The sequence below is a fragment of the Paraburkholderia lycopersici genome, from assembly GCF_900096975.1.
Lineage (GTDB): Bacteria > Pseudomonadota > Gammaproteobacteria > Burkholderiales > Burkholderiaceae > Paraburkholderia > Paraburkholderia lycopersici.
The window spans coordinates 18686-33405 of record NZ_FMYQ01000025.1 but is presented as its reverse complement, the minus strand read 5'-3'; the positions used below and the strand labels follow the sequence as shown (position 1 = coordinate 33405).

Here is a 14720-nt window from a genome sequence, read left to right as displayed (position 1 = left end):
TCGACGCGGCCCGAAAGCGAGACGGGCTTCGGGAAGCGGGAGCGCGGCATACGCAGCACACCGTCCGGGGCCTCTGTTCGCGGGTTCGCGCAGCCGCGAGCACCAGGGAGGTAACGCTATGTTCGAAGATCGGATCGGTCAGCGCACCAACGGTCTCAAGGGATTCTGGGCCGTGCTGGCAATGGCGGTCTTGCTGGGAGGCTGCGCCGATATGGGCCAGCAGCAACAGCAGCCGGAGCCCGATACGGCGGCAGCGGCCAGCCCATCTTCGGATGCCGCGGGCGCGAATGCCGCGAGCGAGCAACCGGTCGCGACTGCGCCCGTGACGCGTGTGGTCACGAAAACGACGTATGTGCGGGTGCGCCGTGGCGACACGCTCCAGCGCATCGCGCAAAAGCACGGCGCTTCGGTCAAGGACCTGAGCGCCTGGAATCACCTGAAGCCGAACGGCCACTTGCGTGCGGGCCAGTCGATCAAGCTCGTTTCGAAGCAGACGATCGCCGTGCAGGCCGGCGGCGCGGCGAACTCGGCCGCGAACGCAGCCGGAAGCCGCGAGGTCGCCGCCGAGGTGGCGCGCCACGCGAACAGCGTCACGCTCGTATGGCCCGCGCACGGCCGTGTGGTCGAGCTATTCGCGCCGGGCGCGACGCGCGGCATCGAGATCGCGGGCAAGGCCGGCGACCCGGTGATCGCCGCCGCCGACGGCAAGGTCATGTACGCGGGCATGGGCCTGAACGAGTACGGCAGCCTGATCATCGTCCAGCACAACAAGGACTTCCTGACAGCTTATTCGCACAACCGTCGCTTGCTGGTGAAGACCGGCGACACCGTGCACCAGGGCCAGCAGATCGCCGAGATGGGCAGCGAAAACAACGACCGCGTGGCGGTGCTGTTCGAGGTACGTCGCGACGGCAAGCCGGTGGATCCGATGCCGTATTTGCCGTCGTCGCCGCAAAGCTGAGCGCTTTGCTCGTCTGAAAGCCGAAAAGCCGCCCCGGCGCTGCGATGCGCCGGGGCGGCCTTGTTTTGTTTGACGCGTGGCGCTCGGGATGCCTAGAAAGAATCGCCCGGCACTCGCACCCAGCCTTCCATCAGCACGCGTGCGCTGCGGCTCATGATCGCCTTCTTGACGAGCCACTCGCCGTTTTCGAGGCTCGCTTCGGCACCCACGCGCAGCGTGCCCGACGGGTGGCCGAAGCGCACCGCCTGGCGCTCGCCGCCGCCCGCCGCGAGATTCACGAGCGTGCCCGGAATGGCCGCCGCCGTGCCAATTGCCACGGCCGCCGTGCCCATCATGGCGTGATGGAGCTTGCCCATCGACATCGCCCGCACGAGCAGATCGACGTCGCCCGCTTCCACGCGCTTGCCGCTCGATGCGGTGTAGGCCTGCGGCTTCGCCACGAACGCGATCTTCGGCGTGTGCTGGCGCGTGGCGATCTCGTCGAGGTTTTTGATGAGGCCCATGCGCAGCGCGCCGTACGCGCGGATCGTCTCGAACTTCTTGAGCGCTTCGGCGTCGCTGTTGATCGCGTCCTGCAGTTCCGTACCGGTATAGCCGATGGCCTCGGCGTTCACGAAGATCGTCGGGATGCCCGCGTTGATCATCGTCGCCTTGAGCGTGCCGACGCCGGGCACTTCGAGGTCGTCCACGAGATGGCCCGTGGGGAACATCGCGCCGCCCGCGCCTTCTTCCTCGGCGGCGGGGTCCATGAACTCGAGCTGCACTTCGGCGGCGGGGAACGTCACGCCGTCCAGTTCGAAGTCGCCGGTTTCCTGCACCTGGCCATTCGTGACCGGCACGTGCGCGACGATGGTCTTGCCGATATTGGCCTGCCAGATGCGCACGACGGCGACGCCGTTGTCGGGCACGCGGCTCGCATCGACGAGGCCGCCGCTGATCGCGAACGGACCGACGGCCGCCGAGAGGTTGCCGCAGTTGCCGCTCCAGTCGACGAAGGCTTTGTCGATGGCGACCTGGCCGAACAGGTAGTCGACGTCGTGGCCGGGCTTGCTGCTTTTCGCCACGATCACGGTCTTGCTCGTGCTGGACGTCGCGCCGCCCATGCCGTCGATCTGCTTGCCGTACGGGTCGGGGCTGCCGATCACGCGCATGAGCAGCTTGTCGCGCGCGGCGCCGGGCTGCTGCGCCGCCTCGGGCAGATCCTGCAGACGAAAGAACACGCCTTTGCTGGTGCCGCCGCGGATGTAGGTGGCGGGAATCTTGATCTGGGGTACGTGTGCCATGTGTTGTCCTGAAGCGAAGGGCGGCGCGTGGGTGTCACCCCCGCGCCGCCCGTTCCTGTTTAGGCCGCCGTCTTCGACGACTCGAGGAAGTCCTGCGCGAAGCGCTGCAGCACGCCGCCCGCTTCGTAGATCGAGACTTCTTCGGCCGTGTCGAGGCGGCACGTCACCGGCACTTCCACGCGTTCGCCGTTCTTGCGGTGGATCACGAGCGTGAGGTCGGCGCGCGGCGTGCGCTTGCCGGTCACGTCATAGGTTTCCGTGCCGTCGATGCCGAGCGTGGTGCGGTTCGTGCCCGCCTTGAACTCCAGCGGCAGCACGCCCATGCCGATCAGATTCGTGCGGTGAATGCGCTCGAAACCTTCGGCCACGATCGCCTCCACGCCCGCGAGACGCACGCCCTTGGCCGCCCAGTCGCGCGACGAACCCTGGCCGTAATCCGCACCCGCGACGATGATGAGCGGCTGCTTGCGTTCCATGTAGGTTTCGATGGCTTCCCACATGCGCGTGACCTTGCCTTCCGGCTCGATGCGCGTGAGCGAGCCCTTCTTCACGGCGCCGTCCACCACGGCCATCTCGTTGATGAGCGTGGGGTTCGCGAAGGTCGCGCGCTGCGCCGTGAGGTGGTCGCCGCGGTGCGTCGCGTACGAGTTGAAGTCCTCTTCGGGCAGGCCCATCTTCGCCAGGTATTCGCCGGCCGCGCTGTTCGGCAGGATCGCGTTCGACGGCGAGAGGTGGTCGGTCGTGATGTTGTCGCCGAGCACGGCGAGCGGGCGCAGGCCCTTGAGCGTGCGCTCGCCGGCCAGCGCGCCTTCCCAGTACGGCGGGCGGCGGATGTAGGTGCTTTGCGGGCGCCAGTCGTAGAGCGGGTCGGTCGTCTCGCCGCTCGCGGCGGTGGCCGCGAACATCGGCTCGTAGACCTTGCGGAACTGCTCAGGCTTCACGCTCTGCGCGACGATGGCGTCGATTTCCTCGTCGGTCGGCCAGAGGTCCTTCAGGTACACGGGCTTGCCGTCCGGGTCGGTGCCGAGCGAATCCTTTTCGATGTCGAAGCGGATCGTGCCCGCAATCGCATACGCGACGACGAGCGGCGGCGAGGCGAGGAACGCCTGCTTCGCGTACGGGTGGATGCGGCCGTCGAAGTTGCGGTTGCCCGACAGCACGGCGGTAGCGTACAGGTCGCGGTCGATGATCTCCTGCTGGATCTTCGGGTCGAGCGCGCCCGACATGCCGTTGCACGTGGTGCACGCGAACGCGACGATGCCGAAGCCGAGCTTTTCGAGTTCGGGCAGCAGCTTCGCGTCTTCCAGATAGAGTTCGACGGCCTTCGATCCCGGCGCGAGCGAGCTTTTCACCCACGGCTTGCGCGTGAGGCCGCGCGCGTTCGCGTTGCGCGCGAGCAGCGCGGCGGCGATCACGTTGCGCGGATTGCTCGTGTTCGTGCAGCTCGTGATGGCGGCGATGATGACCGCGCCGTCGGGCATCTGGCCCGGCACGTCTTCCCACTTGCCCGCGATGCCGCGTTCGGCCAGCGCCGAGGTCGGCAGGCGCTTGTGCGGATTCGACGGGCCGGCCATATTGCGCACGACGCTCGAAAGATCGAAGGTGAGCGTGCGCTCGTATTGCGCGTGCGCGAGCGTGTCGGCCCAGAGGCCCGCCGTCTTCGCATAGGTCTCGACGAGCTTCACCTGCTCTTCCTCGCGGCCCGTGAGGCGCAGATAGGCGAGCGTCTGGTCGTCGATGAAGAACATCGCGGCCGTGGCGCCGTACTCGGGCGCCATGTTCGAGATCGTCGCGCGGTCGCCGAGCGTGAGGCTCGACGCGCCGGGGCCGCGGAATTCGAGGTATGCGCCCACGACCTTTTCCTTGCGCAGGAATTCGGTGAGCGCGAGCACGACGTCGGTGGCCGTGATGCCGGGCTGGCGCTTGCCCGTGAGTTCCACGCCGACGATGTCGGGCAGGCGCATCCACGAGGCGCGGCCGAGCATGACGTTCTCGGCTTCGAGGCCGCCCACGCCGACGGCGATCACGCCGAGCGAGTCGACGTGCGGCGTGTGGCTGTCGGTGCCCACGCAGGTGTCGGGGTAGGCCACGCCGCCGCTGACGCCGATCACGGGCGACATCTTCTCCAGATTGATCTGGTGCATGATGCCGTTGCCCGGCGGGATCACGTCGACGTTCTCGAACGCTTTCTTCGTCCAGTTGATGAAGTCGAAGCGGTCCTCGTTGCGGCGGTCTTCGATCGCGCGGTTCTTCCTGAACGCGTCCGGGTCGAAGCCCCCGCATTCCACGGCGAGCGAGTGGTCGACGATCAGTTGCACCGGCACGACCGGGTTGACCTTGGCGGGGTCGCCGCCCTGGTCGGCAATGGCGTCGCGCAGGCCCGCGAGATCGACGAGCGCGGTTTGCCCGAGGATGTCGTGGCAGACCACGCGCGCGGGAAACCACGGAAAGTCGAGGTCGCGCTTGCGCTCGATGAGTTGCTTGAGCGAGGCGGTGAGCGTGGCCGGGTCGCAGCGGCGCACGAGGTTTTCGGCGAGCACGCGCGAGGTGTAAGGCAGCGTGTCGTAGGCGCCGGGCTGGATGGCCTCGACGGCTTCGCGCGCGTCGAAGTAATCGAGCCGGGTGCCGGGGAGGGACTTGCGGTAGGCGGTATTCACGGCTTGGGGACCCATGGTGTAGTGGGGTTGCGGCGGGGTGCGCCGTGAGCGATGCCCTCACGTTACGCGCACGCGCCGCCGACTCCCAGTCGTCCGGACGTCATGTTCCGTCCGGACGACTGGCATGCTTCGATCAGCGCTTGCCGATCGGCACGAAGTTCAGATTCTCCGGACCCGTGTAATTCGCGCTCGGGCGGATGATCTTGTTGTCGATGCGTTGCTCGATGATGTGCGCGCTCCAGCCCGCCGTGCGCGCGATCACGAAGATCGGCGTGAACATGGCGGTGGGAATGCCCATCATGTGATACGACACGGCGCTGAACCAGTCGAGGTTGGGGAACATTTTCTTGACTTCCCACATCGTCGATTCGAGGCGCTCGGCAATGTCGAACAGCTTCATGTTCGACTGCTCCTTCGAGAGCTTCTTCGCGATTTCCTTGATGACCTTGTTGCGCGGGTCCGAGATCGTGTAGACAGGGTGACCGAAGCCGATCACGACTTCCTTCTTTTCCACGCGCGCGCGGATGTCGGCTTCTGCGTCGTCGGCGTTTTCATAGCGCGACTGGATTTCGAACGCCACTTCGTTCGCGCCGCCGTGCTTCGGACCGCGCAGCGCGCCGATGGCGCCCGTGATGGCCGAGTAGATGTCCGAACCCGTGCCCGCGATCACGCGGCCCGTGAACGTCGAGGCGTTGAACTCGTGCTCGGCGTACAGGTTGAGCGACACGTGCATCGCGTCGACCCACGACTTCGACGGCGCGCGGCCGTGCAGCAGATGCAGGAAGTGGCCGCCGATCGAGTCGTCGTCGGTTTCCACTTCGATGCGCTTGCCGTTGTGCGAAAAGTGATACCAGTACAGCAGCATCGAGCCGAGCGAGGCCATCAGGCGGTCTGCGATGTCGCGCGCGCCCGGCAGGTTGTGGTCGTCCTTTTCGGGCAGCACGGTGCCGAGCACCGAGACGCCGGTGCGCATCACGTCCATCGGGTGAGCCGAGGCGGGCACCGCTTCGAGCGCCGTCTTCACGTTGGCGGGCAGGCCGCGCAGCGCCTTCAGCTTCGCCTTGTAGCCGGCCAGTTCGGCCGTGTTCGGCAGCTTGCCGTGCACGAGCAGGTAAGCGACTTCTTCGAATTCGCACGCCGTGGCGAGATCGAGAATGTCGTAGCCGCGATAGTGGAGGTCGTTGCCGGTGCGGCCCACGGTGCACAGCGCCGTGTTGCCCGCCGCCACGCCCGAAAGCGCGACGGACTTCTTCGGCTTGAAACCGCCTGCGGCTGTGGATTGCGTGCTGTTTTCTGCTTCGCTCATGATGTCTTCCTCTCTATGTATGTGTCTGGACGGATTTACTTCTTCGCGGCGAAGAGCGCGTCGAGCTTGTCTTCGTACGCGTGATAGCCGAGGTACTTGTAGAGGTCCTCGCGCGTCTGCATCGTGGAGACGGCGGCCTTTTGCGTGCCGTCGCGCTTGACGGTCTCGTAGAAGTTCAGCGCGGCCGCGTTCATCGCGCGATACGCGCCGCAGCAGTAGAGCGCGATGTCCACGTTGGCGCTCTTCAGTTCGTCGGTCGTGAAGAGCGGCGTCGAGCCGAATTCGGTCAGGTTCGCGAGGATCGGCACCTTTACGGCTGCGCGGAAACGCCGGTAGTCGTCGAGCGTCTTCATCGCTTCGGGGAAGATCATGTCCGCGCCCGCTTCCACGTAGGCCATCGCGCGTTCGATCGCCGCGTCGATGCCTTCCACGGCGGCGGCATCGGTGCGCGCCATGATGACGAACTGGTCGTCGGTGCGCGCGTCGACGGCCGCTTTCACGCGGTCCACCATTTCGTCGGTCGCGACGACTTCCTTGTTCGGGCGATGGCCGCAGCGCTTCTGGCCCACCTGGTCTTCGAGGTGCACGGCCGCGACGCCCGCCTTGATGAACGACTTGATCGTGCGGGCGATGTTGAAGGCGCCGCCCCAGCCGGTGTCGATGTCGACCATGAGGGGGATGTCCACGGCGTCGGTGATGCGGCGTGCGTCGATCAGCACGTCGTCCATGGTGCTGATGCCCAGATCCGGTACGCCGAGCGAGTTGGCGGCCACGCCGCCGCCCGACAGATAAACGGCCTTGAAGCCGGTCGCCTGCGCGAGCTTGGCGGCATATGCGGTGATGGCGCCGACGACCTGCAGCGGTTGCTCGGCGGCGACGGCGGCGCGGAATTTCGCGCCGGCGCTTGCGGGGGATTTGGTGTTCATGCGTGAAGTCTCCGATTGAGTCGCCAGTTCATACTGCAGGTAGCGTGCCAGGTCTCTTCGGCCTCGCTAACGCCTTGATTTTGCGCCGGTTTTTCCGGGGTTTGTTGCACCCCCGTATTTCCGGAATGAAATCGCAGTTTCAAAAATGAAATCATCGCGCGATAATGCGGAATCGGGCTGACGTCCGGCTTTCAGGCCGCGACCAGGCCGTACCTTTACCGCGCCGTGGCCGCATCGTTGGACATCATGAACCGTTTTCCCGCTCCCGCTTCTCCTGCAATGCGCCCGCGTGTCTGGGCGATGGGCATCAGCCGCCTGCGCGACCTTTTTCGCGATATCGCCCGAGAATACGACGAACTTGCGGATCTGCGCGTGGTGCCGCGCGGTTTCGAGGAGGCGGTGGCCGAAATCGCCGCCGCGGGGCCGAACCAGCGGCCCGACGTGGTCGTGGCGGCAGGCTCGAACGGCACCTACCTGAAGGCGCGCATCGACTTGCCCGTGGTGCTCCTGCAGCCCACCGGCTTCGACGTGATGCAGGCGCTCGCCCGCGCGCGGCGCGAAGCCGACCTCGTGGCGCTCGTCACCTATGGTGAGACGCCCGTCGAGGTGCGCCGCTTCGCGAGCGCCTATGGCCTCGACGTGGTGTTCGGCCAGTACCGCACGGTCCAGGACGCGGAAGCCTGCGTGCTCGACCTGCGCGACCGTGGCGTGGGCGCGGTCGTGGGTCCCGGGCTCGTCAACGATCTCGCGGCGCGTCTCGGGCTCGTGCCGTTCTTCGTCTATTCGCGGCCTTCGGTGCGCGCGGCCTTCGACAACGCGCTCGAACTCGTGCAGGCCACATGGCGCGAAACGCTGCGCCGCCAGCGCCTCGACAGCGTGCTCCAGCATCTGCGCGACGGCGTGGTGGCGCTCGATGCCCGTGGCCGCGTGGAGGCGATCAACCAGCGTCTCGCGGCCGTGCTCGGCATCGATCCCGCGGCGGCGGCCGGGCAGTCTCTCGCGGCGCTCGCGCCCGACATCGCCTTCTCGTTACCGGAAGCCGACGGCGAATCGCTCGAAACCGTGCGCGGCGTGAGCTATGTCGTGCATCGCGGACCGCTCGTCGACAACGGCGTGACGACGGGCGCCGTGCTCACGTTCCAGGAGTCGCGCGCGGTGGAGCGGCTCGACCGTACCTTGCGCTCGCGCCAGCGCACGCAGCAGTTCGTCGCGCGCTATCGCCTCGACGATCTGAGCGGCGCAACGCCCGGCATCGAGCGCGTGCGCCAGCTTGCGCGGCGCTATGCGAAGTCGGACGCCACCGTGCTGATCCGCGGCGAAAGCGGCACCGGCAAGGAGATGGTGGCGCAGGGCATTCATCGCGAGAGCGCGCGGCGCGATTTCCCGTTCGTCGCCATCAATTGCGGCGCGTTTCCGGAGGCGCTGCTCGAAAGCGAGCTGTTCGGCTATGAGGAGGGTGCGTTCACGGGCGCGCGGCGCGGCGGCAAGGTGGGGCTCATCGAGGCTGCGCACCGCGGCACGCTCTTTCTCGACGAAATCGGCGAGATGCCGTTGCCGTTGCAGAGCCGCTTGCTGCGCGTGCTGCAGGAGCGCGAAGTGGTGCGCCTCGGCGCGACGGAGCCGACGCGCGTGGACGTGCGCGTGGTCGCCGCCACGCACCGCGCGCTCACCGAGCAGATCGAGGCGGGCGAGTTCCGGGCCGACCTCTTCTATCGCCTGAACATCCTCAATCTCGCGATCCCGCCGCTGCGCGAACGCGGCGCGGACGTCGCGCTGCTTGCCGGCGAACTGCTGTTCCAGGCCTCGCGCCGCGAGCCGCGCGTGGCCGTGCGCATCCGCACGCCCGATGACGCGGCGCGCGCGCTCGCGCTGTTGAGCGGCGCGCTGGCGCGCCACACGTGGCCCGGCAACGTGCGCGAGCTGCAAAACGTGGTCGAGCGGATGGTGGTGGAGCTGGCGGACTCGGAAAGCGACGTGTTGACACCGGAGGTGCTGCGCTCGATCGCGCCGGAGGTGTTCGAGCCGCGCCATGCGAGGACGGGCGACAACGCGGGCGACGACGGCGCGGCGGCCGGAAGCGCGTTGACGCTGCGCGAGCGCAGCCTCAACGTGGAAGCCGACGAAATCCGCGCCGCGCTCGACGCTTGCCACGGCGACCGCGATCGTGCGTGCGAGATGCTCGGCATCAGCAAGACGACGCTTTGGCGGCGCCTTTCCGCCGCGAAGGCGAGCCGCAACAAGGCGGCGGCGGGCGAAGCGGGCGTTTCGACCGCGCCGCGCAAAGCGCCGCGCGATTGAAGCGCCGCGCGCGGCTCGTCAGTTCTTCAGCGCGTTGAGAAGCGGCGCGACGGTCCCATGCAGATGCAGAATCTCGGGGCTCGCCTGCAACAACGCCTGGTAGCGCTCGTAGAACTCAGCCGATTCCTCGCCGGAAAAGAGCGCGGCCACGCCCTGCACGGCGCCGATGCGGTCTTCTGCGCTGGCGTTTTTCGCGTCGAGCGTTTCGTCCACGTTGGCGATGACCGTGGAAAGCGGCATGAGCCAGCGAAAGCCCGAGCCGTTGATGAGCACTTGAAGGAATGCTGCCGGTGTGACCGGCCCAAATTCGCGTTCGTACCCGGCGCGCTCATGGTCGAGAATCGCCTTGTGAAGCGTGAGCAGCGGCTTGCGGACGTTGGAGAGGAATTGAATCGCGCTTTGTTCGTTCATCGTGCGGCTCCTTCGTGAAAGCGCGCCGCCTGCCGCTCGACGCGCACCGGATCATGAGGTGGCGCGAGCCTGTCGCGCGGGTATTGAACGATGGTAGCGCAATGCGCGAGGCGGGCGCAGCCATGCGCAGCGCGTTCGGTGGCGGCGCTACACTCCGCCGGTTCGCCATGGCGCGACGCCGACCCAGTCCAACACGAGACCCCTTCGATGACCATTCTGCCGCTGCGCCGCGACGACCTGCCGCTCGATACCGCCGAGCTGGCGCGCTTCATGGTCGGCAAGTATCTCGTGCGCGATCTCTCGCGAGGGCGCATGGCGGGGCGGCTCGTCGAGGTCGAGGCGTATCCCGTGGGCGACTCCACGAGCCACGCCTACCTTGGGCGGCGCGCCTGGAATACTTCGATGTTCCTCGAGCGCGGCCATGCGTACGTGCGTCTCACCTATGGCAGCGCGTGGATGCTCAACATGTCGAGCGAGGCCCTGGACGTGGGCGCGGGCGTGCTGTTTCGCGCCGTCGAGCCGCTCGAAGGACGCGCGGCGATGGCGGCGCAGCGCCCGGGCGTTCCGCTGCGCGATCTCGCGCGCGGTCCGGGCCGGCTCACGCAGGCCTACGGCATCGGCGCGGCGTTCGACGGCGTCGACCTGTGCCTCGGACACGGGCTGTGGATCGGGTATGCGGACGAACCGGCGCGGCCGGTGGGCGTGACGACGCGAATCGGGTTGTCGCGTGAAATGGACCGGCCGCTGCGCTTCTACGAACTGGGCAGCCGTTTCGTGAGCGGGCCTCGCAAGCTGCTGGACGGCGGCATCGTCGCGCTCTGAGGAATCGCGCGGCGCGTTTCTGTGGCGCACCGCCGCCATGCGCGAAGCATTGTTGCCTCCGCTGAAACTGTATTTTCTCCAATTCAGGGTTTCCCCTGGTCTCTCGTCTCAATAGACTGAAATCATCGGTCCGGCGATGCGAAACCCGGCGCTGGCATAAAACAAGTGATGGAGGTAATGACCATGAAGTCCCGTACCCTGATTCAAGCCGCGTTGATCGCCGCGTTGGCGGCGGCACCGGCCCTGTCGTTCGCGCAGGTCCAGAACAATGGCCCGAAGACCCGCGCCGAAGTGAAGGCCGAACTGATCCAGCTCGAAAAAGCCGGCTACAACCCCGCAACGGCTGACGATGCCACCTATCCGAGCGACATTCAGGCTGCCGAAGCACGCGTGACCCAGCAAGAAGGCGTCGCGCAGGCGCCGGCCGCCGACACGAGCGGCTACGGCCCCGCGACTGCGGGATCGGCGCAGTCGGGCGGCCAGCCGCCCACCGTGCGCCCGTCCCAGTCGGTGTATTTCGGCAATTAAGTGCCGATTGAGCGCGGAGTGCGGCTAGGCTAAACGGGGCGCGCAGTGTGACTGCGGTGCCCCGTTTAGCATTCGTGCAACCGGCGGCCGCAAGACGGCCATCGCGCTGGCGTCCGTGTTAGCGGGAGTCAGGCGCATGGGGCAGGAACACACCGGCAAGGTTCTGACCGATTCAGGCGAAGGCGGATACGACTTCCGCTTTTGCCGCACGCCCCGCGCAACCCAACGCGCGAATTTTCATGCGTGGAACCTCCGCCGCCGAAAGGTGGCTTCGCCCAACCCCCCGTAGGGATTGGGCGTTTTTTCGCATTCCTCGTTCGGCGTCAGGAGCCGGGTCCGCCGGTGATGTAGTGCTCGAGCTGCTCGATCGTGAACTTCTGCTCGGCGATGATTTCCTTCACCAGGTCGCCGATCGACACCATGCCCACGAGCTTGCCGCCGTCCATGACGGGCAGGTGGCGCATGCGGCGCTCGGTCATGAGCGCCATGCAGTCGTAGGTCGTCTGCTCGGGTTCGACGAAGCGCACGTGCGTGCTCATGATGTCGCGCACGGCGGTCGTTTTCGACGACCGGTCCATCAGCACGATCTTGCGCGCGTAGTCGCGCTCGGTGACGATCCCGGCGATCGCCGAACCGTCGGTCACGAGCAGCGCGCCGATCTGCTTTTCGGCCATCAGGCGAATTGCGTTGTAGACGGAATCGGAGGCTTCGATCGTATAGACCACCTGCTCCGGCTTCGATTTCAGTACCTGTGCAACGCTTGTCATAGGGCGACGCCTCCTCGTCCTGCTGGTTTCCAGTCATTGCGCGGCGCGGCTTGCCGGGCGCGCTGCCCGGCAAGCCATTGGAAAGCTATTCCAGTATAGGCGGATGACGTGCCGCGCGTCGTCGGGGTATGCGCGGGGTCGCACCATGTATGCGGCGGGTACATGGCCGGCGGGAACGCTCGAAGCGGCCGGGCGGCGGGGCGGGCCAAATGGCGGTAAACTCCGGTTCCGAACTTCGACCCGGCCCCCGCCGGTATTTGCCAGTCTTTTGCTCCAGACCATGCCTACGCTTCCTGAGTCGTCCTGTGCGGACGGCGATAACGCCAACGAATGCGTCGTGCTTGACGCGACCGCTACGCTGCCGACCCGTTACGGCACGTTCGAGTCCTATGTGTACCGGGTGAAGGACGGCGGCGCCGAGCATCTCGCGCTCGTCATGGGCGACGTGGGAAGCGGCGAGCCCGTACTGACGCGTCTGCACTCCGAATGCCTGACCGGCGACGTGCTTGGCTCGTACCGCTGCGACTGCGGCGAGCAGCTCGACCTCGCCCTGCGCTACATCGCGGCCGAGGGCCGCGGCGTGCTGCTCTATCTGCGCGGCCACGAAGGCCGCGGCATCGGCCTGTCGAACAAGATCCGCGCGTACCAGTTGCAGCAACAGGGCCGCGACACGGTCGAGGCGAACCTCGATCTGGGCCTGCCCGACGACGCGCGCGAATACGATTCGGCGGCGGCGATCCTGCGGCTCCTGAAGGTTTCGTCGGTGCGGCTGATGAGCAACAATCCAAAGAAGTTCGACACGCTCAGGCATCACGGTCTGCCCGTAATCGAGCGCGTTGCGCTCGCGATTCCCATGCGCGAGGAAAACGAACGGTATATTCGGACCAAGCAGGCGAAATTCGGGCACTACTTCGAAGAGAACGAGTAGTGTTGGTTTGGATGGAAACAGTCCATCTGGGCTTGGATGTTGCGCCGTAGTTGTTTGATTTATAACGATTTTCTTCAATGTGGGTGATCTGGACGCACGAGCGTTTCCCATTCCTACAATAATGACCGAGAGTAATGCCCGCTTCGTGAAAAGCGGCGCGCTCGTCGTTCGTAGTCGATTGATTTGAAAGGGTCCGTTGCTCAGATCTAAGCGCTTGGGCGATGGATTTCCGTCCACGCTCCTATGTTTTGTGGACGACGCTGGCGTAGGTTTTTTCCTCGTTGAACAAAAACCTACGCCATGTTTCCTTTTTTCCAAAAAACCTACGCCGAGAATCGGATCGGCTATCTTCCGCGCATCGCCAGGACGCTGCTCGTTGACGAAGGGCTCATTGCATTCCGCGGACTGGAGATCAACCGACGCTGTACGGACTCACGTCCGATTCGTTGCGAGTAGAATCCGTCCGGAGCCAGCACCCAGCCTACACAAGAGAGTTTGAGTATTGAGCGCATCCAATAAGCCAAACCGACATGGACTGACGTCAAGTCGAAACTCACTGACTTCGATCGTTCAGGCCTGCTTGGACTGATTCAGGACTTGTACGCTGCCAGCAAGGAGAACCAGGCTTTTCTCCATGCACGGTTCGCGCCGGGCGGCGATGTGCTGAAGCCTTACAAGGCCGTGGTCGATCGCTGGCTGTGGCCGGATGTGTTCAAGAATCAGGACACCTCAGTCGCCAAGGCTAAGAAGGCGATCTCTGACTACAAGAAAGCCATCGGCCAGCCCGAGGGGCTGGCGGAGCTGATGATTTTCTACTGTGAGTGCGCCGCTGGTTTCAGCGATGACGTCGGCTTGCAGGATGAGGGCTACTTTGACGCGCTTGTTCGCATGTTCGATCAGGCGCTAAAGGCCGTCAGCGCACTACCTGACGGCGGCCGACCGCCACTTCTTGCTCGGTTGGACGGAGTCCGTCGCATGAGCCACAACTTTGGGTATGGCGTCGGCGACGCCATGGACGAGTTGCTTGCCGAGCATGAGGTCGATGACTGACCGCGATCTCTTGGCGGCATTGCAAGCGGAGAACGCTCGTCTGATCGCGCTACTGGATGCCCACGGCATCGAATGGCGTCTGCCACCTCAAACCGTGAACCTCCCCAAGACGGTGGAGTTTTCGCGCTTGTCCACCGATGAAAAACTGACGCTCTTCCGCAAGTTGTTTCGTGGCCGCACCGACGTATATCCGGTGCGATGGGAGAGCAAGACCACCGGCAAGTCCGGCTACACGCCGGCTTGTGCGAATGAGTGGCGCGCTGGAGTGTGCGTGAAGCCGCGCATCAAGTGCGGCGATTGCGGCAACCGCATCCTGATACCGCTTTCCGACGCGGTCATCTACGATCATCTTGCTGGCGGGCACACCGTCGGCGTTTATCCTTTGCTTGAGGATGACACCTGCCATTTTCTGGCAGTGGACTTCGACGAGGCCGAGTGGCGGGACGACGCGCGGGCGTTCGTGCTGTCCTGCCATGAATTGGGCGTGCCCGTGGCGTTTGAGATTTCGCGCTCAGGGCGAGGGGCGCACGCGTGGATCTTCTTCTCAGCCAAGGTGTCGGCCCGCGATGCGCGCCGCTTAGGGTCGGCCGTCATCAGTCACACCTGCTCGCGTACTCGGCAGCTTCAGCTTTCGTCCTATGATCGCTTGTTCCCGAATCAGGACACGATGCCAAAGGGCGGCTTCGGCAACCTGATCGCGTTGCCGTTGCAGAAACGGTCGCGTGAGAGCGGATGCAGTGTATTCGTCGATATCGATCTGCATCCCTATACTGATCAATAGGC

At 65.6% G+C, this 14720-nt stretch carries 13 protein-coding genes; 7 read left to right on the top strand and 6 right to left on the bottom strand.

Going from position 1 to position 14720, the window contains the following annotated elements:
• The first annotated feature begins 118 nt into the window (after positions 1–118).
• Complete coding sequence (locus tag BLU17_RS23505; protein ID WP_092002057.1) at positions 119–961, top strand: peptidoglycan DD-metalloendopeptidase family protein; 843 nt, start codon at positions 119–121, stop codon at positions 959–961.
• A 92-nt stretch (positions 962–1053) separates the two neighbouring features.
• Here BLU17_RS23505 and prpF read toward each other — a convergent pair whose 3' ends face one another.
• From prpF to prpB, 4 genes are all read right to left on the bottom strand, one after another.
• Entirely contained in the window at positions 1054–2244 is a 1191-nt protein-coding gene (gene prpF, locus BLU17_RS23500; protein ID WP_092002054.1) for a 2-methylaconitate cis-trans isomerase PrpF, read from the bottom strand.
• A gap of 59 nt (positions 2245–2303) precedes the next feature.
• Positions 2304–4901 carry a Fe/S-dependent 2-methylisocitrate dehydratase AcnD gene (acnD, locus tag BLU17_RS23495; protein WP_218137042.1) on the bottom strand — a complete coding sequence of 866 codons (2598 nt, stop codon included), beginning with the start codon at positions 4899–4901 and terminating at the stop codon, positions 2304–2306.
• Positions 4902–5034: 133 nt separating this feature from the next.
• Positions 5035–6207 carry a bifunctional 2-methylcitrate synthase/citrate synthase gene (gene prpC, locus BLU17_RS23490; RefSeq protein ID WP_092002047.1) on the bottom strand — a complete coding sequence of 391 codons (1173 nt, stop codon included), beginning with the start codon at positions 6205–6207 and terminating at the stop codon, positions 5035–5037.
• A 35-nt stretch (positions 6208–6242) separates the two neighbouring features.
• Positions 6243–7133 carry a methylisocitrate lyase gene (gene prpB / locus BLU17_RS23485; RefSeq protein WP_092002044.1) on the bottom strand — a complete coding sequence of 297 codons (891 nt, stop codon included), beginning with the start codon at positions 7131–7133 and terminating at the stop codon, positions 6243–6245.
• Between the two features lie 246 nt (positions 7134–7379).
• On the opposite strand from prpB, the gene prpR reads away from it, so the two are divergent.
• Entirely contained in the window at positions 7380–9431 is a 2052-nt protein-coding gene (gene prpR, locus BLU17_RS23480) for a propionate catabolism operon regulatory protein PrpR (RefSeq protein WP_092002260.1), read from the top strand.
• 18 nt (positions 9432–9449) lie between these two features.
• On the opposite strand, the gene BLU17_RS23475 is transcribed toward prpR, so the two are convergent.
• Positions 9450–9842, bottom strand: a complete 393-nt coding sequence (locus tag BLU17_RS23475) for a thioredoxin domain-containing protein (RefSeq protein ID WP_092002041.1) — start codon at positions 9840–9842, stop codon at positions 9450–9452.
• Between the two features lie 207 nt (positions 9843–10049).
• Here BLU17_RS23475 and BLU17_RS23470 point away from each other — a divergent pair, with 207 nt between their 5' ends.
• Together BLU17_RS23470 and BLU17_RS23465 are read left to right on the top strand one after the other, a co-directional pair.
• Positions 10050–10664, top strand: coding sequence for a DNA-3-methyladenine glycosylase (locus BLU17_RS23470; protein ID WP_245746996.1), 615 nt, complete (start codon positions 10050–10052; stop codon positions 10662–10664).
• 183 nt (positions 10665–10847) lie between these two features.
• On the top strand, positions 10848–11192 hold the full coding sequence (locus BLU17_RS23465; protein ID WP_092002035.1) for a DUF4148 domain-containing protein: 345 nt from the start codon (positions 10848–10850) through the stop codon (positions 11190–11192).
• 323 nt (positions 11193–11515) lie between these two features.
• On the opposite strand, the gene BLU17_RS23460 is transcribed toward BLU17_RS23465, so the two are convergent.
• A complete protein-coding gene (locus BLU17_RS23460) occupies positions 11516–11959 on the bottom strand; it encodes a CBS domain-containing protein (RefSeq protein ID WP_092002032.1) in 444 nt (147 codons plus the stop codon).
• A 280-nt stretch (positions 11960–12239) separates the two neighbouring features.
• Between BLU17_RS23460 and ribA the strand changes: the two genes are divergently transcribed.
• From ribA to BLU17_RS34445, 3 genes are all read left to right on the top strand, one after another.
• Positions 12240–12887: a GTP cyclohydrolase II gene (ribA, locus tag BLU17_RS23455; protein WP_092002029.1), complete on the top strand. Its 648-nt coding sequence runs from the start codon at positions 12240–12242 to the stop codon at positions 12885–12887.
• A gap of 597 nt (positions 12888–13484) precedes the next feature.
• Complete coding sequence (locus BLU17_RS33545; protein WP_245746995.1) at positions 13485–13937, top strand: hypothetical protein; 453 nt, start codon at positions 13485–13487, stop codon at positions 13935–13937.
• Positions 13930–14718, top strand: coding sequence for a TOTE conflict system archaeo-eukaryotic primase domain-containing protein (locus tag BLU17_RS34445; RefSeq protein ID WP_342713854.1), 789 nt, complete (start codon positions 13930–13932; stop codon positions 14716–14718). Before BLU17_RS33545 ends, BLU17_RS34445 begins: the two co-directional genes overlap by 8 nt.
• The last annotated feature ends 2 nt before the right edge of the window (positions 14719–14720 follow it).